Genomic DNA, 21,667 nt, shown 5'->3' with positions numbered 1-21,667 from the left:
AAAATGCTGGTATTGATCACATACGATGTAAATACGGAAACCGCTGCCGGGAAAAAGCGTTTGCGCAAGGTCGCAAAGCAATGTGTAAATTATGGAAGACGAGTACAGAACTCTGTTTTTGAATGTATTGTAGACAATGCGCAGATGATTTCGCTCAAAGCAATTCTGACGGAAATCATAGACGAGGACGTGGACAGTCTCAGATTCTACTATCTGGGCAACAAATACCAGACCAAAGTAGAACACGTCGGTGTGGACAGAGGCGTTGCACAGGACGATGTACTCATCCTTTAGAAACTGTAATTAAAAATGTGGTGCGAATCACAAGCGGACAAAAAATGCCAGGGAGATTCGCACCGGAAAATATGTACAAAAAACAAAGATAGCAGATCACAAGAACGTAATTTCATAGAGAAATGCAGGAAAGATTGTGATATGTTATGAAATGCAAGGCTGGCCATAAGAAAAATCGGTCAGGTTTGCAGTCGCTCCCCTCGCGGGAGCGTGGGTTGAAATGGCTTCGCCGCCGGAATAAAACCCCGTAAAGGTTGTCGCTCCCCTCGCGGGAGCGTGGGTTGAAATGGCCGTGGTGACCTGCGGCACCTGTGACACATTTTGTCGCTCCCCTCGCGGGAGCGTGGGTTGAAATTAAATTGCAGTATCTGGGATACCATCCATCCCAGAGTCGCTCCCCTCGCGGGAGCGTGGGTTGAAATATCCGGCGCCAGTCGCTGACCGGCCAGGGGGATAGGTCGCTCCCCTCGCGGGAGCGTGGGTTGAAATGATTGGGTTGTACTCTAACTCGGTTGTTTTTAGTCGCTCCCCTCGCGGGAGCGTGGGTTGAAATGGTTGGGTCGTTAATAAAATCATTAGCCCAGTGAGTCGCTCCCCTCGCGGGAGCGTGGGTTGAAATGTCGGCATGTCAATGTCTATTCCCAGCACGTCGCTCCCCTCGCGGGAGCGCGGATTGAAATATGGTATATTGGATATATGGATACCCGGTTACTGGTCGCTCCCCTCGTGGGAGCGCGGATCGAAATCAGGTGACAATTTTACAGGTTATTGTTTTCACATGAACAAGCAAGAGGATAAAAAAGCTTTTCAGGAACTTAGTCTTGCATTTTGGTGAGCAATAGCGTTATAATACTGCTTAGCAAAAATCTTCAACTGCATATGGGTTTCATCGGAGGGTTTGTTATAGAAGAATAACGGGCTGGATAAGATGGAAGGCGTTTCGCTTTCTCTTGTTCAGCCCGTTTTTTACAGGAGGAAAAGAAGGATGTCCAGTGATTTTACAAAAGGAAATATTATGAAATCTCTGCTGGGATTTATGGCGCCGGTGCTGGGAGCGCTGTTTTTGCAGGCGATGTACGGCGCGGTGGATCTGCTGGTGGTGGGAAAGTTTGGTACGCCGGTGGATGTGTCCGCGGTGGGAACGGGTTCTCAGATTATGACAACGCTGACGAATCTGCTGGTGAGTTTTTCTATGGGAACGACGATTTTTCTCGGACAGACGCTGGGAGAGGGGAAGCCGCATAAGGGCGGTGACATCATTGGCAACAGTATTTTGCTGTTTTTTGTGATCGGCGTATGCCTGACGGTGCTGCTGCCTCTGACAGCTGGCGGGATTGCCGGCGTGATGAATGCGCCGGAGGAAGCATTTGCCCGGACGGTGGCGTATATCCGCATCTGCGGGGCCGGTTCCATTGTGATCATTGCTTATAATCTGATCGGCAGTGTGTTTCGCGGCATCGGGGATTCCCGGACACCGCTGGTGACGGTGGCCATTGCCTGTGTCTGCAATATTTTCGGCGATCTTCTGCTGGTGGCCGGTTTTCATATGGGGGCGGCAGGCGCGGCCATTGCTACAGTGTTTGCACAGCTTGTGAGTGTGGGCATTTCTTTTGTTTTGATCCGGAAAAAGACGCTGCCCTTTTCTTTTTCCGGAAAACAGATCCGATTTGAAAAAAAGAATGTGAGCAAGATCATTGGACTGGGATTCCCCATTGCGCTGCAGGATTTTCTGGTGGGGCTTTCCTTTATGATCATTCTGGCGATCGTGAACCGGCTGGGTGTCAGTGCCTCCGCGGGGGTGGGCGTGGCCGAGAAGGTGGTGGCATTTCTCATGCTGATCCCGTCTGCGTTTATGCAGGGCATGGCGGCTTTTGTGGCGCAGAATTACGGCGCGGGCTGCTATGAGCGGGCGCACCGGTCGTTGTTTTATGCCATGGGGCTGTCGCTGGTGTGTGCACTGGTGATGTTTTACCTGGCATTTTTCCAGGGGGATCTTTTGTCCTACATTTTTGCCAGCGACGCGGCGGTGATCGCAGCCAGTGCGGATTATCTGAAGGCCTATGCCATCGACTGTCTGCTGACCTGCTTTTATTTCTGCTTTGTTGGATATTTCAACGGTATCGGCTCCACCCGTTTTGTGATGATCCAGGGCATTCTGGGGGCGTTTGGCATCCGTGTGCCGCTGGCGTTTTTGTTCAGCAGCCGACCGGGGGCAACACTGTTTACCATCGGGCTGGCGACACCATCCTCCACCATCGTGCAGGTGGTATTGTGCATCATCTGGTTTCTGGTGGAGAAGCGCAAAGAAAAACAGTGGGCAATCAAGTGCGATAGCGCGGGTTCGTGATATAATAAGCACAAAAGAAAAGAAGAAGCGCCATCGGAGATGGCATTTACTTTTCTTGTGCCATAAGTGAACGAACAGCCTGCGTAGCAGGCAATAGAGCGCGATAGCGCGGGTTCGTGATATAATGAACGGTGAATGTGATCATGTATAATGTGCGTAGAGCAAGGTTGTGCGGGTTTGCGAGATGGAGCAAACAGCGAATTGGATCATGAAAAAGAATACGAGGCAGAAATGAACGAACAACAGATACAGGAAAAAGAAACAGAACAGGGGGCAGAGCCCCGGGCAATCCGCATTCGGAATGCCCATGTACACAATCTGAAAAATATTGACGTAGATATTCCCCTGCACAAAATCGTGGGGGTCGCGGGGGTGTCGGGCTCGGGAAAATCTTCCCTGGCGCTTGGCGTATTGTATGCAGAGGGCTCCCGCCGGTATCTGGAAGCGCTGTCTACCTACACGCGTCGGCGGATGACCCAGGCGGCGAAGGCCCAGGTGGATGAGGTGCTGTACGTGCCTGCCGCGCTGGCACTGCATCAGCGGCCGGGGGTGCCGGGGATCCGCAGCACCTTTGGGACAGGATCGGAGCTTCTGAACAGCCTGCGGCTGTTGTTTTCCCGGGTGGCGCACCATCGGTGCCCAAACGGGCATGTGCTGGAGCCGTCCCTGCGGGTGGCGGCGGGGCATGATCTGGTGTGCCCGGTGTGCGGGGTACATTTTTATGCGCCGTCGGCGGAAGAGCTGGCGTTTAACAGCCAGGGGGCTTGCCGGACGTGCAGCGGCACAGGCATTGTGCGGACGGTGAATGAGGCGGCGCTGGTGCCGGATGAATCGCTGACCATTGACGAGGGGGCGGTGGCACCCTGGGGTTCTCTCATGTGGTCGCTGATGACGGATGTGTGCCGGGCCATGGGGGTGCGTACGGACGTGCCTTTTCGGGAACTGACGGAGAAAGAGCGGGATATCGTGTATCACGGCCCCGCGGAAAAGAAGCATATTTTTTACAAATCCAAGACGACCAATCAGGCCGGAGAGATGGATTTTACCTATTACAATGCCACCTATACGGTGGAAAATGCCCTGGCAAAGGTGAAGGATGAGAAGGGTATGAAGCGGGTGGAGCGTTTTCTGAAGGAAGGGGTCTGCCCGGACTGCGGCGGCACCCGTCTGTCTGCCCGGGCCCGGGAGCCGAAGGTGCGGGGACTGGGCCTTGCCGAGGTGTGCCAGATGCCCCTTTCGGATCTGGTGGAATGGGTGGCTGGCGTGCCACAGACACTGCCGGAGGAAATGCGGCCCATGGCGGAGAGCATCTGCGATTCTTTTGCCGGGGTGGCGGCGCGGCTTCTGGATCTGGGACTTGGTTACCTGTCACTGGATCGAGCGGCGTCCACCCTGTCCACGGGAGAGCGGCAGCGGATGCAGCTGGCCCGTGCCGTGCGAAACCGCACCACGGGCGTGCTGTACGTGCTGGATGAGCCTTCCATCGGTCTGCATCCGTCCAACATTGTGGGACTGAAAGGTGTCATGCGCGATCTTCTGGCGGACGGCAACTCAGTGATCCTGGTGGATCACGATGTACAGATCCTGTCTGAGGCAGACTGGGTGGTGGAGATGGGGCCGGAAGCGGGGGCGGACGGTGGCCAGGTCATTGCCCAAGGAACGATTTCGCAGGTGGCGGACAATCCGGCTTCCCGGATTGGGCCGTTCCTGGCAGGGAAAACGGTGCAGGTGCGAAGCCGGATACTGCGGGCGCAGATGTTTGACAATGGCGCCATCCATCTGTCCACGGCGGCCATCCACACGGTGAAGCCGCTGAAGGTGGACATTCCCAAAGGGCGGCTGACGGCGGTCACCGGCGTGTCGGGCTCGGGCAAAACGACGTTGATTCTGGAAAGCCTGATCCCGGGACTTTCGGCGGCGCTGGAGGGAAAGCCGCTGCCGCCCCATGTGCGCGGTGTGACGGCGGAGGGCATCCGGCAGATCAAACTCATCGATGCGGCACCCATCGGCATCAACGTCCGTTCCACGGTTGCCACTTATGCCAACGTCCATGACGAGCTGCGAAAAACGTATGCAAAACTGCCGCTGGCCAGGGAACGAAAAACAACAGCTGGTGCTTTTTCCTATAATACGGGAAACCTGCGCTGTCCCACCTGCGACGGCACCGGCGTGGTGAGCCTGGATGTGCAGTTTTTGCCGGATGTGGACATCCCCTGCCCGGATTGCCGGGGAAGTCGTTATCGGAAAGAGGCCTATGAGATAAAGCGGGAAAATGCTGACGGGGCGCTGTATGCGCTGCCGGAGCTGATGGCCATGGATGTGAAGCATGCAAAAGAAGCCTGCCAGGATCTGAAAACTGTGCGGCAGCGGCTGCAGGTGCTGGAGGATCTGGGGCTTGGTTATCTGACGCTGGGGGAGGCGACGCCCAGCTTGTCTGGCGGGGAAGCCCAGCGGCTGAAACTGGCATCGGAGATGGGGCGACAGCAGGATACGTCGGTGTTTGTGTTTGACGAGCCCACCATCGGCCTGCATCCGCTGGATGTGCAGACGCTGCTGCAGGTGTTTGACCGGCTGGTGGAGAATGGCGCCACCGTGATCGTCATTGAGCACGATCTGGATGTGATCGCCAATGCGGATTATGTGATCGATATGGGGCCCGGCGGCGGAGAGGCCGGTGGATGGATCGTGGCTGCCGGAACGCCGGAGGAGATCCGAAAGAATCCAGAAAGTGTGACGGGAAAATACCTGCGGCTGTGAAAATGATCTTTGGAGAGAAGAGGGAGTTTTGATGAGAGATACAAAAGTGGACATGCTCCACGGGCCGCTGGCGGGAAAACTGTTCTGGTTTGCCCTGCCCATTGCGGCCAGCAGTATGCTGCAGCAGCTGTTTAACGCAGCGGATACGGCGGTGGTGGGAAAGTTTGCGGATGCCGCGGCACTGGCGGCGGTGGGCACCAACGGAGAGATCGTGGCATTTATCGTGAGCCTGTCGGCAGGACTGGCGGTGGGCACCAACGTGCTGCTGGGCATGTGTATTGGAAAAGGAGAAAAGAAAGATATTCAGGGCGTGATCCAGATCGCCATGGTGCTGGCGCTGGCGGTGGGACTGGTCGGCCTGCTTCTGGGGCAGGTGGTTGCCAGACCGATTCTGGTGCTGATCCACACGCCGGAGGAAATTCTGGATCTGGCCGTGCAGTATCTGCGGATCTACTGTCTGGGCTATCCGGCGCTGCTGGTCTATGATTTCGGTTCGGCAATCCTGCGCTCCAAGGGGGACAGCCGCAGGCCATTTCTGATCCTGACGTTTTCCGGCTTTATCAATGTGGGCCTGAATCTGTTTTTCGTCATTGTGTGTGGACTGGGTGTGGCCGGTGTTGCCATTGCTACCGATCTTTCCACCCTGTTTTCTGCGGGGATGGTTGTCTGGTGGCTGATCCGGGAGACGGATGAGATCCGTTTATCTGTGGAAAGCCTCTGTTTTTCCGGAAAATTTGTGGGAAAAATCGTGTCTATCGGGCTACCCGCAGGGCTGCAGGGAGCGGTGTTCTGCCTGGCCAATATTTTTATCCAGTCGGCGGTGAACAGCTTTGGCTCCATTGCGGTGGCGGGCAGTGCCATTTCCATGAATTATGAGTATTTTTCCTATTATATCCTCAGCGCCTGCGGGCAGGCGGCGACCACCTTTGTCAGCCAGAACTATGCGGCGGGCAACCGGCAGCGGTGCAGACGGATCCTGGTGCTCTGCCTGGTGGGCTCGGTGCTGTTTGACAGTATCGTCAACACGCCGCTGGTCATCTGGCGGCAGGCATTTTCGGGGATCTTTTCCTCAGAGGCGGCCGTGATCGAGGCTGCCTGCCAGCGGATGCTCATTGTGCTGGCACTGGGGCCGGTGTGCGGCCTGTATGAGGTGCCTGCCGGTGTTATGCGGGGCATGGGATATTCCCTGCGTCCCGCACTGATGACCATGCTGGGTATCTGCCTTTTCCGCATCGTCTGGGTGGAGACGGTTTTCCGACAGGTGCGGACGCTGCCCTGTCTGTTCATCGTATTTCCCATCACCTGGGCCATCACGCTGGTGCTGATCTGGGGGACTTTCAGGCTTGTGGCCTGGGATAAATTGAAGGGAAACGAGGGATCAGCCGCCTGAATGGCTGTAAAAATATTTCCGAAATAAGAGAAAAATATCAGCACATTGCCCGATTTACACAGGGGATTTTTGCGTGTATAATTTCTCCCGTTCATAAAAAATAAGACTGGCGCAGACCGGGGATGACTGGACGGAAATCCGGGAACGGATGCGCAGATGAACGGGAGTGAAACGTATGAAAGCAGTACAGAATGACATGACTGCGGGAGAGCCGATGAAGCTCATCCTGAGCTTTACGCTGCCGATTTTTATCGGCAATGTCTTCCAGCAGTTTTATAATATGGCAGACGCCGTGATCGTGGGAAAATTCGTGGGTAATCAGGCGCTGGCGGCGGTGGGAAGCACCGGCACGATCATGTTTCTGATTTTTGGCTTTGTGGTGGGCATGACCGCCGGATTTACGGTGCTGACGGCCCAGAAATTCGGCGCTGGGGATATGGTCGGCATGCGGCGGACGGTGGCCGGGGCCGGGATCCTGTCTCTGGCTGTGGGCATTTTTCTGACAATCTCGTTTCTGCTGTTTATGAAACCGCTGTTGGTTCTCATGCATACGCCGGAGGATATTTTTGCGGATGCTTATGCGTATATCATGATCATCAGCGGCGGCATTCTGGCCCAGATGCTGTATAATCTGCTGTCCAGCATTTTGCGGGCCATCGGCAACAGCAAGATCCCACTTTATTTTCTGATCTTAAGTGCGCTTTTGAATATTGTGCTGGATCTGGTGTTCATTGTGGTGTTCGGCCTGGGGGCCGCCGGGGCAGCCATTGCCACCGTCATTGCCCAGGGCGTTTCCGGGGTGCTCTGCCTTATTTACATTGCGGCGAAGATCCCGGTGCTGCACCTGAAGCGGGAAGACTTCCATGTGGGAAGCACGATCCTTCTGAGCCAGCTTCATGTGGGCATTCCCATGGCGCTGCAGTATTCCATCACGGCCATCGGTACGATGATGGTGCAGTCGTCCCTGAATATCCTGGGCTCCACGCTGGTGGCGGCGTTCACCGCAGCCGGGAAAATCGAGCAGCTGGTGACCCAGGGCTATGCGGCCATGGGAACGACCATGGCGACCTACGGTGCCCAGAATATGGGAGCCGGGGCGGTGCAGCGGATCCGGCAGGGCTTTCGGGCGTGCACGATCCTGGGTGTAATCTACGCCTTCCTCGCGGCAGGCTTTGCCATGACCGTGGGAAAATATATGACGTACCTGTTTGTTTCTCAGGATGTACAACTCATCATGGATTCTGTGGACATTTACCTGAAATGCATCGGCGTGTTCTTCATTCCGCTGGCGGTGGTGAACATTTACCGCAACGGCATCCAGGGGCTGGGCTATGGCCTGCTGCCTATGATGGCCGGTGTGGCAGAACTCATCGGCCGGGGCGTGGTGGCGATCCTGGCGGCGCGCAGAAGAAGCTATCTGGGCGTCTGCCTGGCAAGTCCGGCGGCCTGGGTGCTGGCAGGCGGATTGCTGCTGCTCATGTACTACTACATCATGCATGTGGATATGAGGCGGATGTTCGGGGAGAAAGCCGTTTCCGGTGAAAAACCATGAGAATAAAAAAAGAGAACAGAAGATGATATGCCTTCTGTTCTCTTTTTCTATAGAATGCTTTGCGTAATTAGTCCAGATCCTTGCCGGTGAGCATCTTGTATGCCTGGAGATATTTGGCGATGGTCTTGTCCACGATCTCCTGGGGCAGTGTCCAGTCGTTGTCGGGGTTGGCAGTGAGCCAGTCGCGGGCAAACTGCTTGTCGAAGGACGGCTGGGAATGTCCTGCCTCGTAGCCGTCAGCAGGCCAGAAACGGGAGCTGTCCGGGGTGAGCATCTCATCGCCCAGTACCATGTTGCCGTTCTCATCCAGACCGAACTCGAACTTGGTGTCTGCAATGATGATGCCTTTGTTCAGGGCGTACTCGGCACATTTCTTATAGAGGGCAATGGTGTTGTCGCGGAGCTGTTCAGCAAGCTCACAGCCCTTGCCCGGAAAATATTTTTCAAGGTGATCCACGCTCTGTTCAAAGGAGATGTTCTCGTCGTGGTCGCCGATCTCTGCCTTGGTGGAAGGGGTGTAGATCGGTTCAGGAAGCTTGTCGGACTCTTTCAGCCCTTCGGGAAGACGGATGCCGCATACAGTGCCGTTCTTCTGGTAGCTGGCCCAGCCGCTTCCGGTGATGTAGCCGCGGACGATACACTCGATGGGAAGCATGTTCAGCTTCCGGCACATCATGGACTTGCCCTGGAACTTCTCCTGCTGGAAGAATTCCGGCATGTCGGCTGTGTCCACAGAAATCATGTGGTTCGGGATGATATCCTCCGTCAGGTCGAACCAGAACTTGGACATCTGGGTCAGTACCGCACCCTTCTTGGTCACCTCATTGTGGAGGATCACATCGAAGCAGCTGATGCGGTCAGTGGCAACCATGATCAGGCTGTCGCCGTTGTCATAGATCTCACGTACTTTACCTTCTTTGATTGGTTTTAATTCCTGCATGTTTTCACCTCATATTGTATATATTGCAGTTCACCCGCGCCATTGGCAAAACCGTATCTTCGATACTCTCCGCTGTGTTGCAGCTCATTTTTGCTCAACCATTGGCGCTCCCTTCGCATATTCATGTATCCAGATTCCCATGCAAGCATGAAATCTGTCCACAAGAACATGCGAGTGAACTGTTTTGCTGATATTACAGTAACCCTATCACTTGCAACCGGTATCTGTCAAGAGTGAAACGAAAAATGTCGATCCAGCCAGTTGCCGAAGATCCCCACCATTTTGCCCATGGTGAAGGCCGCAGCTACGGTGCCGATGCCAAGACCCTGTAAATGACCGAGAAAGAAGAAGGTCATGCCGCCGGTGACGGCCAGGCAGATGACGTCAAAGGAAATTTTGATCTTCGGGTAGGGAATGCCGGTGATCTGGGACAGCTCCCTGGGAAAGAGATCCGTGGGAACGATGGGCAGGCCGCACCGGTTGGACAGGGCGATGCCCAGACTGATGAGCAGATAGCTGGCGACAAAATAGACCACCAGAAGCGGCAGACGCTGGGGCAGCACGTCGATCCACAGCTCATGGACATCCAGCAGTTTGCCGAAGATGAAGCCCACAACAAAGCTGAAAAGATAGGACGGAACGAATTTTTTCCGAAGGATCATGAGACTGAGGACGAGAAGCCCCTGAAAAATATACGTCCAGGTGCCTAAGGTCAGAAAAGGCAGGACGAGAGAAAAAGCGTAGGGAACGCTGGAAATGGCGGAAATACCGGCGTTGGAGTGCAGCATCAGGACAACGCCGAAGCTGTTGATGGTGACGGCGATGGCAAGTGCCAGCCAGCCGGGAAAGTGGGTCAGTTGCTTTTGTGATGTGTTTTCTTCCATGATAGGTATGCAATCCTTTCTTCCGCCAAAGCGGAACTTTTTTTAGATACCTACTATACTACAATCGAAAAAATGTTACAACCCGTGGAAATACTGTTTCCTTATTATATAGAAGAAACAGCGTAGCTCATTTTTGCTCATGACCAGGCGCTCCCTTCACCTGCTCTTGTGAACTGTAACGCATATTTTTCCCCAAATAACACATACTGTTCCTGAATACGGAAAGGAGTGGAAAACAGTATGATTCAACCGGATACGATCAAACTGCTGCGGGAATGTGACGCGGGCATCAAGATGGGTACGGCGTCTATCCACGATGTGATGGACTATGTGAAGGATGAAGATCTGAAGAAACTTTTGGAGGCGTGCAAGGACAAACACCGGGTACTGGAGCGGGAGATCGAGGAGCTGCTGGCGTCCTACGGGGATGACGGCAAGGAGCCGAACCCCATGGCGAAGGGTATGTCCTGGATGAAAACCAATGTCCGGCTGGTGATGAACGAGTCGGACGCCACCATCGCCGGGCTGATGACGGATGGCTGCAATATGGGCGTGAAATCCCTGGGGAAATATCTGAACCAGTATGCGGCGGCGGACGAGGAGGCGAAGGATATCACGAGGCGGCTCATGGCGCTGGAGGAGCAGCTGGCAGAGGACGTGAGGCGATTTCTGTGATGCCAGTGAACGTGTATATGTAATACCTTGACTGGTCTTTCGGGGTTATGGTAACATGGGATTAGGAAAAAGGCTTAACCCGAAAGAGGAATCAACGAATGAAGCGCACAGATAAAATAGAAGTGGGAGCGTTTGCCAGGACGCTGCGCAGAAGCGGTATTTACGTGTATGCCTACGACAAAGAAGAAGATCGTATGGTATTTTTCAGCGACCAGGAAAACTGCTGCCGGGAGGTTTTGCACTGGCAGGATTCCCCGGAGATCCGCAGCTGGATCCATCCGGAGGACCGGGATATTTTTGCGCAGCTGCTGAAAGGCAGCCGGGAGGAATCGGCGGAGCTGCGCATGGTGGAGGACGGTGTCACCCGGCGGAAGCTGGTGGAGACCCAGCTGCTGGACGACCGGTTTGTGACCGGCATTATCCGGGATGTGACCGTGGAACGCAAACGGGAACGGATGCTGGAAGAACAGGCGCACAGAGATCCCCTTACCGGCCTGTACAACCGCAGCCGCGGAACGGAGCTGATCAGCACCTATCTTTCTCAGAAAGATCCTTATGCTTCCTGTGGACTGATGATGCTGGATATTGATTATTTCAAAGGTGTCAATGACAGCTACGGGCACCTGTTTGGGGACCGGGCGCTGGAGACCTTTGCACAGCTTCTGCTGTCCCTGTTCCGCCCCGGAGATGTGATCATGCGTGTCAGTGGAGATGGATTCGTGGTTCTTTTAAAGGATATTGACCACAACAGGCTGGTGAAGAAGGCAGGAGAGCTGGTGGAGGCCACCAGACGGCTTCGTTTTTCGGAAGAAACGTATCATATGACATGCAGTGCAGGGGGTGTGTTTTCTGCCGGAAAATATATCCGGTTATACGTATGAGCAGTTGTTCGGCAATGCAGACTGGGCGCTTTGCAGAGCCAAGGAAACCGGACGCAACCGGTATGTATTCTGCGACTGCTTAAGAAGATATGAGACATGGAATCTGGATGATGCGAAGGTGGAGGATGTGGATGCCAGATACCTGCACAACGATATCATATCTACCGCCTTTGAAATCTTCGAGAAAATGAACAATTTCAGTCTGGCCATCCATCTGCTTCTGAAAGTGATCGGTTATCAGTTCGATCTGGATCGGATCACAGTGGTACGCACGGATGTGAAAGGCAGGCTGGCAGGTAAACAGTACCAGTGGTGTGCGGAGGGGATCCCCGGGGCACTGGATGTGCCGGGATCTTTCCAGAAGGAAGATTTCCTGACGCTGTTCCACAGCTATGACGAGTATGGCACGACGGTATTGCAGTATGACAGCATGCACAGATATTCCGAAGGCGCCAGAAACCTGCTCATGCAGGGCGATGCCAAGACGGTGCTCTATGCAGCCATGTACCAGGATGGCAGCTACACCGGCGCCATTTCCTTCGTGGTATGCAAGGAGAAGCGCTACTGGTCGGAGAAGAACCGGCGGCAGCTGGGGGAAGTGACAAAGCTCATTTCCATCCACATGGCGAAGAATCCGTCCATGAATGCCCTGACCAGGGGGGCATCCAACCTGCTGGAATACGATTCCCTCACCGGCCTCATTTCCTTTTCCCGTTTTAAGGAAGAGGTGGAGCGGCAGATCGTGGGAGAGCTGGCGGACACCTATGCCGTGATTTACACAGATTTTGAAAATTTCAAATATTTTAACCAGCAGTACGGATACCGCAGCGGTGACCAGCTGTTGAAGGATTTCTGTGATGCCGTTATGGAAAATATGAAGGAAACCGATGTGGGAGATATCTATTTCTCCCGGGTGGTGTCGGATCAGTTCATTCTGTTCCAGCCGGTCGGCGAGGTGTCGGCGCTGGTGGAAAAGGTAGAGCGGGTGAACCGGGAGTTCTGCCGGCAGCAGATGCTGTGGCATCCCGAGATCCGGGCCCGGGTGCGCAGCGGTATCTATGTGATCGATGCCAGCTGCGAGAGCGCTTCGGCGGCCATTGATGCGGCCAACTATGCGAGAAAACAGATCCTGCCCAGTTCCCTTCACATGGCTTTTCTGTATGATGAGAAGCTGGCAAAGCAGCATGAGATGGAAAAACAGACGTTAAACGGCATTGAGCTGGCCATCAAAAATCATGAGATCGAGGTGTATTTCCAGCCCAAGGTGCGTCTGTCGGATGACACTGTTGCCGGAGCGGAGGCGCTGTCCCGGTGGCACCGGGAGGACGGCACACTGATGGAGCCGGATCTGTTTATTGCCACGCTGGAAAAGGACGGCCGGATCGTGGATTTGGATTTCTACGTGCTGGAGCAGGTGGCAGCGTTCCTGAGCAAATGCCGGGAGGAAGGGCGGAAGCTTCTGCCCATCGCGGTGAACGGTTCCATCCTTCACGCCAGGGACGCCCACACGGTGGAAAAAATGCCGGGCTGTGCTGGACCGGTATGGCCTGGATCCGTCACTCATCGAGGTGGAACTGACAGAGACGGCCACGGTCAACGATTATGACAATGTCCGGCGGATGTTTCAGGATTTCCAGGCAGCTGGATTTCAGACGTCCATGGATGATTTCGGCGCCGGCTATTCCATTCTGAACGTGGTGGTGGATGTGCCGGTGAATGCGGTGAAGCTGGATAAGGCATTTCTCATGTACTGTATGGCTTCTGAAAAGGGAAGGACATTCCTGCAGTCGGTGATCCGTGTCATGAAGGGACTGGAATACAAGGTGATCTGTGAGGGCATCGAGACGAAAGAACAGGCAGAGTTTCTGCGGCAGGCCGGATGTGATCTGGGGCAGGGCTACTGGTTTTCCAAGCCCATTCCGGCAGCGGAATACGAGAAGATCATAGAAAAGTAAAAAAGAGGAGCAGCTTTGCGGGCGTGCTCCTCTTTTTCTATGGAAGAAATGCGTTTGTTTACTCGACATCTTTCAGTGCGTCCAGATCTTCCTCTCCGGTACGAACCTTTACCACCTTCTGTACATCGTATACGAAAATCTTGCCGTCGCCGATGTGGCCGGTGTAGAGGGCTTTCTTGGCTGTCTCGATGACTTTTTCCACCGGGATGTTTCCGACGATGACCTCGATCTTCATCTTCGGCAGAACGTTCACATCCAGCTCAGCACCACGATATTTCTCGCCTGCGCCCTTCTGGATGCCGCAGCCCATCACCTGTGTGACGGTCATGCCGGTAACGCCCAGTTCATTGAGGGCATTTTTCAGCTTGTCATAACGGGAATGCTTGGCAATGATGGATACCTTGTACATGCCGGTTGCGGTGCCGCCGATGGACTCGGTGCGGGTCACGCTGACAGCAGCTTCACGTTGTTTCTGGGAAGCTCTTGCGTATTCGCTCTCGCCCAGATCGGTGTTGTCGTTGACTTCCATGCCGGTTGCCACGTCTGTAATGGAGAAACCGGAGTAAGCGCTGACAAGACCGTGCTCATGGTAATCCAGGCCGTCGATCTCCACATCAGCCGGTACACGAAGGCCGATGACCTTGTCGATGACGCGGAAAATGATGTTCATGCTTACGAGTACCCATGCGATAACGGAAACCACACCTAAAATCTGAACGCCCAGGAAATGGAAACCGCCGCCGTAGAACACGCCGCCGTCCAGGGCGAAGAAGCCGGTGAGGATAGTACCCAGGGCACCACATACGCCATGTACGGAGATGGCGCCCACCGGATCGTCGATTTTTGCTTTGTTATCAAAGAACTCTACGGAAAGGACAATGGCAATACCTGCGATGAGACCAATGAAAAAGGCGCCGGTAACGGATACCATATCGCAGCCTGCGGTGATGGCCACCAGACCTGCCAGGGAACCGTTTAAGGACATGGAAACATCGGGTTTCTTATAGCGGATCCAGGTAAAGATCATAACGGTGCAGGTAGCAATAGCTGCTGCCATGTTGGTGTTCATGAAAATCTGGCTGGCACTGACCATATCTGCATCAGAGCTCATGGCAACGGTGCTGCAGCCGTTGAAACCGAACCAGCAGAACCAGAGGATGAAGACACCCAGGGCTGCTGCAGTCAGGTTGTGTCCGGGAATCGCACGGGCTCTGCCGTCTTTTCCATATTTTCCAATACGGGGTCCAAGCATCTTGGCGCCGATGCAGGCGGTCACGCCGCCTACCATATGGACTGCGGTGCTTCCTGCAAAATCATGAAAGCCCAGAGCGGAAAGCCAGCCGCCGCCCCAGATCCAGTGACCGGAGATGGGATATACCACGAGGGAGATCAGTGCACTGTATGCGCAGTATGCTTTGAAATTGGTACGCTCTGCCATGGAACCGGATACGATGGTTGCTGCGGTTGCACAGAACACTGTCTGGAAAATCACGTAGCACATGGTGGGAAGGGTTCCGAAATCGTAGGTGCCGCGGATGAACGGATCAAAACCGCCGATCAGGGCGCCGGTGCCTCCGAACATGATGCCGAAGCCTACCAGCCAGTAACAGGGTGTTCCAATACAGAAATCCATAAGGTTTTTCATCAGAATGTTGCCGGTGTTTTTCGCCCGGGTCATTCCCGCTTCACAGAGTGCGAAGCCGGCCTGCATGAAGAATACCATTGCAGCGCCTAACAGGGTCCAGATGACGTCTACAGATGAATACATAATTTTTTCCTCCTCATTTTCGAACTCGGCGATTCTTTTTCCGGCCTTACCTGTGAAAGGAAAACAGGCAGCATCACGTGATAGAAAAAGAAAAAGGACCCGAGTGATCATCTCGCGTCCTTGCTTATTTCCAGATTATAGTCATCATATCTTGCTCTGTCAACCAAAAAAGGAGAAAAAATTTAACAAAAAATTCACTGGAAAATAGAAAATTTTTCAACTTTTACGAAAAAGAGGAAGGAAAATAACGAAAAATAAGTACAACAGTTCACCCGTCTGTTCTTGTGGACAAATTTTATGCTTGCATATAAATTTGTTCGCAGGAATAGACCTACAGAACCTGCCACCGGCAGCTTCTTTCGGATGCAATGCAACGGAGGGAGCGCCAAGTTATGAGCAAAAATGAGCTGCAGCGCAGCGGAGAGCATCAAAGATGCGGTTTTGCGAATGGCGCGTGTGAACTGTGGGAAATGGAGGGAACTGGATTGCTGTGAATAGGGTTTTATGGTAAAATAACGGGAACAGAAGAAAAAGATGCGAGGGGATTACCTATGACAAAGAAGGAAATGGCGCTGACTGTCATCGAGCGCCTGAAAGCAGAATACCCGGATGCGGGATGTACGCTGGATTACAACGAAGCCTGGAAGCTTCTGGTGAGCGTGCGCCTGGCAGCCCAGTGTACCGACGCCCGCGTCAACGTGGTGGTGGAGGATTTATATAAGAAGTTCCCGGATGTGGATGCCTTGGCGGCAGCAACGCCGGAGGAGATCGAGGCCATTGTGAAGCCCTGCGGGCTGGGCAAAAGCAAGGCCAGAGACATCAGCGCCTGTATGAAAATCTTAAAAGAACAGTACGGCGGCAAGGTGCCGGATGATTTCGACGCGCTGTTAAAGCTGCCCGGTGTGGGCAGAAAGAGTGCCAACCTGATCATGGGGGATGTGTTCGGCAAGCCCGCCATCGTCACAGACACCCACTGCATCCGTCTGGTGAACCGCATGGGGCTGGTGGATCAGATCAAGGAGCCGAAGAAGGTGGAGATGGCGCTGTGGAAGCTGATCCCGCCGGAGGAGGGCAGCGATTTCTGCCATCGGCTGGTGTACCACGGAAGGGAAGTGTGCACGGCCCGGACGAAGCCCTATTGCGACAGATGCTGTCTGAATGACATCTGTCCGAAGATCGGAGTGTAGAAATGGAACTGCCAAAAGCATTTGAGGAGCGGATGAGACGGCTCCTCGGGGAAGAATATGAGGATTTCCGGGCGGCTTATGAGCAGCCGGAGGCCCAGGCTCTGCGGGTGAATACCGGGAAGCTTTCAAAAGAAGCCTTCCTTTCGCTGGCTCCCTTTTCTCTGGAACGGGTGCCCTGGACGAGAAACGGCTTTTATTATGGAAAGGAAGACCGGCCTGGTCGGCATGTGTACCACGAGGCGGGACTTTACTATATGCAGGAGCCCAGCGCCATGGCGGTGGGAGAGCTGGCAGGAGCAAGACCCGGGGAGCGGGTGCTGGACCTGTGTGCGGCTCCCGGCGGCAAGACGACCCATCTTGCCTCGGACATGAAGAGCGTGGGTCTGCTGGTGTCCAACGAGATCCACCCGGCCCGGGCGAAGATCCTGGCTCAGAATGTGGAGCGGATGGGCATTGCCCACGCAGTGGTGACCAACGAGACGCCGGATCGGCTGGCGGAGCGGTTTCCGGCATTCTTTCACCGGATCGTGGTGGACGCTCCCTGCTCCGGCGAGGGCATGTTCCGCAAAGACCCGGAGGCGTGTGAACAGTGGAGCCCGGACAATGTGAAGCACTGTGCAGAACGGCAGCAGGGCATTCTGGAAGCGGCGGCCCGGATGCTGCTGCCCGGCGGGACGCTGGTGTACTCCACATGTACGTTTGCACCGGAGGAAAATGAGGGAACCATCGGGGCATTTCTGGAGCTGCATCCCGATTTTCATTTGGTGCGCAAAGCCCCCTTTGACGGCTGGTTCGCGCCGGGACATCCGGAATGGGTGGAACATGCGCTGCAAAGTACAGTAGAAACGTACCGATTGTGGCCCCATAAGCTGCGGGGCGAGGGCCATTTCGCGGCAGTGCTTGTGCGGGACGGCACATACCCGGAGAGTACGCTGCTGGGCGTGCCTGGATCGACAGATGCCGGAAACGAAAGCAAAGTCCCGGCCCAGGAAAAGAAGCAGAAGAAAAACAAAGGCGGCAAGAGCGTGTCTGCGCTGGACGAGGCAAGGCTGTTGTTTTCGCAGTTTGTGAAGGATGCTCTGGTGGAACCGGAAGTTGTGATGCATGGGGCACAGGAGATGCGAAACGGAAATGCAATAGATGAGAAGCGGTCTGCGCAGCCGAAAGATCAGTGCTCTGAGATGGAGAAAACGTCGAAAGGGCAGATACAGATCGAGACAAATGGAGAAAAACTGGCCTTGCTAGTGACTTTGCAAATCCAGGCAGCCCTTGCCGGTGCGCCAGGCAGCGCCCATCTGGAGCTGTTCGGCGATCATCTGTGGCTGGTGCCGTCTGCTGTGGATCTGAATGGCCTCAAGGTATTGCGGGCGGGACTGGAACTGGGAACATTGAAGAAGAACCGGTTTGAACCGGCCCAGGCGCTGGCCCAGGCACTGCGGGCCGAAGAGGCGAAAAGCTGCTGTGACACAAAAGTTTGCGCAGGCGATGACCGGGCGGTGCGGTATCTTAGGGGCGAGAGCCTGCCGGCGGACGCGCCCGGGGCGGATGGCTGGTGTCTGGTGCTGGCGGACGGTTATCCGCTGGGCTGGGGCAAGCGAACCGGGGATGTGGTGAAAAATCATTATCCCAAGGGCCTGCGGAAAGAAAGAGGATAAACGATGATACGAGAGGTTGATTTACAGGAAATCTCAGATGGAAAGCTGTACACGGCCAACGACCTGGTGAAAGCGGGCTGCAACGACTGCGCGGGCTGTTCTGCCTGCTGCCGGGGCATGGGAAACAGTATCGTGCTGGATCCGCTGGACATGCACCGGCTCTGTCAGGGGCTTTCCCTGCCGCCGGAGGAAGTATTGTCCCGGGCGCTGGAGCTGCACGTGGTGGACGGTCTGATCCTGCCCAACCTGAAAATGGCGGGAGCGGAGGAAGCCTGTGCCTTTTTAAATGAAGAGGGCCGCTGTTCGGTGCATCCGTACCGGCCGGGCATCTGTCGGCTGTTTCCCCTGGGGCGGGTGTACGAAGAGGAATCTTTCCGGTATTTTTTACAGACCGATGAGTGTAAAAAAGAGAACCGCACGAAGGTAAAGGTGAAGAAATGGCTGGATGTGCCGGATGTGGCCGCCTATGAGCGGTTCGTCTGTATGTGGCATTTTTTCCTGAAACGGATGGGGGAGCTGCTGGCTTCGGGAAATGAGGAGGAGCAAAAGCAGATGAACCTGTATCTGCTGCGGTTATTTTTCCTGACGCCCTATGACGGGGCCCGGGATTTTTACGGACAGGTGGATGCCCGGATCCAGACGGTAAACCGACTGTTCGGAGAGTGAGGAAGAATAGATGAAAAAAAGTTTTGAACGGGACGGTGTGCTGATGCTGGCCTTGCTGTTTGTCGCGGTGCTGGGGGGCTGGGAGCTGTTCCGGCTGCTCAACGGTCTGCTGGGCGGCAGCTACGGCACCAGACCCTGTCTTTTCCTGTTTGCTGTCTTACTGGTGTGGGCTGCGGTGCTCACCGGGAAAAAGCGGTGGACAGAGGCACGGGCGGTGGACGGCATTTTTGTGGCCAGCCTCTGCCTGAAGCTTGATTATATTTTTTATACAAGCTGCTATATGCGGCAGCAGGATACGCTGATTTTTGACTATCCCATGGGCCATCTGGGCTACATCGGTTATCTGTATTACAATCACCATCTGCCGGATTTTGACACCCGGACGGCCTGGAGCTTTTCCCATCCGCCGCTGCACCATGCCATTGCGGCACTGTGGGTGAAGCTGAATGTGAAGCTGGGCGTGGAGCTGGAGCTGGCCATTGAAAATATCCAGCTGCTGACGGTGTTTTATTCCATGGGCATTCTGCTGTTTGCCTATCTGATTTTGAAAGAATTCGAAGTAAAAGGGAAAGCGCTGTACGCGGGGCTTCTGCTCATCGCCTTTCATCCCACGCTGGTGCTGCTCTCCGGCAGTGTGAACAACGACGAGCTGGCGCTGTTTTTCATGATGGGGGCGGTGCTTTACACCATCCGCTGGTATCGGGACAGTTCCCTGAAAAATATCCTCATTCTGGCGGTGATGATAGGCTGTGCCATGATGGCGAAAGTCTCTGCCGGGCTGGTGGCTCCGGCGGTGGCGGTGGTTTTTCTTGTGAAGCTGTGGCGGGAGCGGAAAAACTGGAAACGGTATTTCGGCCAGTTTATCCCCTTTGGTCTGGTGGTATTTCCTCTGGGGCTGTGGGCGCCGCTGCGCAACAAGCTTCTGTTCGGCGTACCGCTGAATTATGCGGAAAAACTAAAGCTGGACGATCCCCAGTTCATCGGCAATATTCCGGTGTTGAAGCGGTTCTTTGATTTTTCCCCGTATCAGTTCGCTCATCTGGATGTGCAGTTCGAGGAGGCGGGCACCTACCGGGAATTCAATGTATTTCTGGGGCTTTTGAAGACGGCCATCTTTGGACAGACGGATTTTTATCAGGAAAGCAGAGGGCTCACCATCGCCGGGACGGTATTGTTCTGGATGAATGTGGGGCTGGTGGCGCTGGCAGCTTACGCCATTGTCCGCAGCATCGTGACGTACCGGCATCATTTAACTATGGAAAAATGGTTCCTGCTGCTGGGATCTGCAGTGTATCTGCTGTCCTATTTTCAATTTTGTCTGGAATATCCCCATATCTGCACGATGAATGTGCGATACATTCTGCTGCTGCTGTTCACCGGCCTGTTTTTTGCCTGCATCTGGGGGCAGGAGCGGGAAGCGGACGGCCATGGGGCCTGGAGCCGGGCGCTGCTTTGGATCTCCGGCGTGTGGGCCTGCGTATCTGCGGCCATGTTCGTGCTGCTGGGGGCGCTGTGATGGAGATAAGGACATTTTCTTCCTGCTGTCTCTGTCCGAGAGACTGCGGGGCAAAACGAAGTCAGGGACAGCGGGGGCGCTGCGGCGTAACGGAAACGCTGCGGGTGGCCCGGGCGGCGCTGCATTACTGGGAAGAGCCGTGCGTTTCCGGGGAAAACGGTTCCGGCGCGGTGTTTTTCTCCGGCTGTAATCTGGGCTGCGTCTTCTGCCAGAACCGGGATATTTCCGATGGAAGGGCGGGCAAAGACATTTCCCCGGAGCGGCTTCTGGAGATTTTCTTTTCTCTGAAAAAACAGGGGGCGGACAACATCAATCTGGTGACGCCCTCCCATTACCTTCCGGCGCTGGCGCCGGTGCTCCAAGAGGCACGGGACAGCGGACTGGATCTGCCCATCGTGTACAACACCGGCGGGTATGAGTATCCGGAGGCACTGCGGCTGCTGGACGGACTGGTGGATATTTACCTGCCGGACTTCAAATATATGGATCCGGCGCTGGCGGCGCGTTACAGTCAGGCGCCGGACTATCCCGACCGGGCAAAGGAAGCGCTGGCGGAAATGGTGCGGCAGACTGGGGAGGCCGTCTTTGATGAAGCCGGAATGATGAAGCGGGGCGTTATCGTGCGTCATCTGGCCCTGCCGGGGCAGCTGTCGGATTCCATGTCGGTGCTGGCCTATCTCCATGAGACGTATGGCGAGCAGATATTTTTGAGCATCATGAACCAGTACACGCCCATGCCGGGCATCGAAAAAACATTTCCCGAGTTGGGAAGGAAGCTTTCGGCGGATGAATATGACACGTTGGTGGACTACGCGGTGCTGCTTGGGGTGGAAAATGGATTTATCCAGGAAGGAGATACCGCCGAGGAAAGCTTTATTCCGCCGTTTGATTTAGAAGGTGTGTAGGAAAGATGGAATGTTACAGTTCACACGCGCCATTCGCAAAATCGCATCTTCGATGCTTTCTGCTGCTTCGCAGCTCATTTTTGCTCATTATAAGGCGCTCCCTTCGCATGTTCATGCATCCAGATTTTCATGCAAGCATGGAATCTGGACACAAGAACATACGAGTGAACTGTAAAATAAAACGCTTGACACGGGAATTGGCGTTGTGCTACGATACTAAGCGGTAATTGCATGTACGTGTCCAACGGGACTATATATTTTGTTGTTTCTGAGAAAAACAGCGGGTATATGGTCC

At 54.7% G+C, this 21,667-nt stretch carries 17 protein-coding genes and 1 CRISPR repeat array; of the genes, 14 read left to right on the top strand and 3 right to left on the bottom strand.

Translation table 11 applies throughout. The features are described from left to right. Window positions 1-3 precede the first annotated feature (3 nt). The 5 genes from cas2 to RJD28_13355 all read left to right on the top strand — a co-directional run bounded on the left by cas2 (window position 4) and on the right by RJD28_13355 (window position 8,340). Window positions 4-294: a CRISPR-associated endonuclease Cas2 gene (gene cas2, locus RJD28_13375; protein ID WNV57262.1), complete on the top strand. Its 291-nt coding sequence runs from the start codon at window positions 4-6 to the stop codon at window positions 292-294. Window positions 295-484: 190 nt separating this feature from the next. Further along, a CRISPR array of direct repeats spans window positions 485-1,040; the repeat unit is 32 nt; unit sequence GTCGCTCCCCTCGCGGGAGCGTGGGTTGAAAT. Between the two features lie 239 nt (window positions 1,041-1,279). Continuing rightward, window positions 1,280-2,641: an MATE family efflux transporter gene (locus RJD28_13370; protein ID WNV57261.1), complete on the top strand. Its 1,362-nt coding sequence runs from the start codon at window positions 1,280-1,282 to the stop codon at window positions 2,639-2,641. A gap of 231 nt (window positions 2,642-2,872) precedes the next feature. Continuing rightward, the gene (locus RJD28_13365; GenBank protein WNV59625.1) at window positions 2,873-5,398 is read left to right on the top strand and encodes an ATP-binding cassette domain-containing protein; all 2,526 of its coding nucleotides are present in this window, start codon (window positions 2,873-2,875) and stop codon (window positions 5,396-5,398) included. Window positions 5,399-5,429: 31 nt separating this feature from the next. After that, entirely contained in the window at window positions 5,430-6,788 is a 1,359-nt protein-coding gene (locus RJD28_13360) for an MATE family efflux transporter (GenBank protein ID WNV57260.1), read from the top strand. Window positions 6,789-6,963: 175 nt separating this feature from the next. After that, complete coding sequence (locus tag RJD28_13355) at window positions 6,964-8,340, top strand: MATE family efflux transporter (protein ID WNV57259.1); 1,377 nt, start codon at window positions 6,964-6,966, stop codon at window positions 8,338-8,340. A gap of 67 nt (window positions 8,341-8,407) precedes the next feature. On the opposite strand, the gene RJD28_13350 is transcribed toward RJD28_13355, so the two are convergent. Beyond that, window positions 8,408-9,280 carry a phosphoribosylaminoimidazolesuccinocarboxamide synthase gene (locus RJD28_13350; GenBank protein WNV57258.1) on the bottom strand — a complete coding sequence of 291 codons (873 nt, stop codon included), beginning with the start codon at window positions 9,278-9,280 and terminating at the stop codon, window positions 8,408-8,410. A gap of 227 nt (window positions 9,281-9,507) precedes the next feature. Then, window positions 9,508-10,164 (bottom strand): DUF6198 family protein, encoded by a 657-nt coding sequence (locus RJD28_13345; GenBank protein WNV57257.1) that lies wholly within the window; start codon window positions 10,162-10,164, stop codon window positions 9,508-9,510. Window positions 10,165-10,404: 240 nt separating this feature from the next. Between RJD28_13345 and RJD28_13340 the strand changes: the two genes are divergently transcribed. From RJD28_13340 to RJD28_13325, 4 genes are all read left to right on the top strand, one after another. After that, complete coding sequence (locus tag RJD28_13340) at window positions 10,405-10,839, top strand: hypothetical protein (protein WNV57256.1); 435 nt, start codon at window positions 10,405-10,407, stop codon at window positions 10,837-10,839. 98 nt (window positions 10,840-10,937) lie between these two features. Then, window positions 10,938-11,720, top strand: a complete 783-nt coding sequence (locus RJD28_13335) for a GGDEF domain-containing protein (GenBank protein WNV57255.1) — start codon at window positions 10,938-10,940, stop codon at window positions 11,718-11,720. Continuing rightward, window positions 11,680-13,326, top strand: coding sequence for an EAL domain-containing protein (locus RJD28_13330; GenBank protein ID WNV57254.1), 1,647 nt, complete (start codon window positions 11,680-11,682; stop codon window positions 13,324-13,326). Before RJD28_13335 ends, RJD28_13330 begins: the two co-directional genes overlap by 41 nt. Continuing rightward, window positions 13,250-13,675: an EAL domain-containing protein gene (locus tag RJD28_13325; protein WNV57253.1), complete on the top strand. Its 426-nt coding sequence runs from the start codon at window positions 13,250-13,252 to the stop codon at window positions 13,673-13,675. The genes RJD28_13330 and RJD28_13325 overlap by 77 nt, the downstream gene beginning before the upstream one ends. A gap of 58 nt (window positions 13,676-13,733) precedes the next feature. On the opposite strand, the gene RJD28_13320 is transcribed toward RJD28_13325, so the two are convergent. Beyond that, window positions 13,734-15,443, bottom strand: coding sequence for an ammonium transporter (locus tag RJD28_13320; GenBank protein ID WNV57252.1), 1,710 nt, complete (start codon window positions 15,441-15,443; stop codon window positions 13,734-13,736). Window positions 15,444-15,994: 551 nt separating this feature from the next. Here RJD28_13320 and nth point away from each other — a divergent pair. The 5 genes from nth to RJD28_13295 are packed head-to-tail and all read left to right on the top strand — an operon-like array spanning window position 15,995 to window position 21,372. After that, entirely contained in the window at window positions 15,995-16,630 is a 636-nt protein-coding gene (nth, locus tag RJD28_13315; GenBank protein ID WNV57251.1) for an endonuclease III, read from the top strand. A 2-nt stretch (window positions 16,631-16,632) separates the two neighbouring features. Next, a complete protein-coding gene (locus RJD28_13310; GenBank protein WNV57250.1) occupies window positions 16,633-18,285 on the top strand; it encodes an RsmB/NOP family class I SAM-dependent RNA methyltransferase in 1,653 nt (550 codons plus the stop codon). Window positions 18,286-18,288: 3 nt separating this feature from the next. After that, window positions 18,289-18,951, top strand: coding sequence for a YkgJ family cysteine cluster protein (locus RJD28_13305; protein WNV57249.1), 663 nt, complete (start codon window positions 18,289-18,291; stop codon window positions 18,949-18,951). A 10-nt stretch (window positions 18,952-18,961) separates the two neighbouring features. Then, window positions 18,962-20,467, top strand: a complete 1,506-nt coding sequence (locus RJD28_13300) for a glycosyltransferase family 39 protein (protein ID WNV57248.1) — start codon at window positions 18,962-18,964, stop codon at window positions 20,465-20,467. After that, entirely contained in the window at window positions 20,467-21,372 is a 906-nt protein-coding gene (locus tag RJD28_13295; protein ID WNV57247.1) for a radical SAM protein, read from the top strand. Before RJD28_13300 ends, RJD28_13295 begins: the two co-directional genes overlap by 1 nt. Window positions 21,373-21,667 lie beyond the last annotated feature (295 nt).

It is taken from the genome of Oscillospiraceae bacterium NTUH-002-81, assembly GCA_032620915.1.
In the GTDB taxonomy this organism is placed as follows: domain Bacteria; phylum Bacillota; class Clostridia; order Lachnospirales; family Lachnospiraceae; genus JAGTTR01.
The sequence above is the reverse complement of the archived record's forward strand: the minus strand, read 5'-3'. Positions and strand labels throughout refer to the sequence as shown.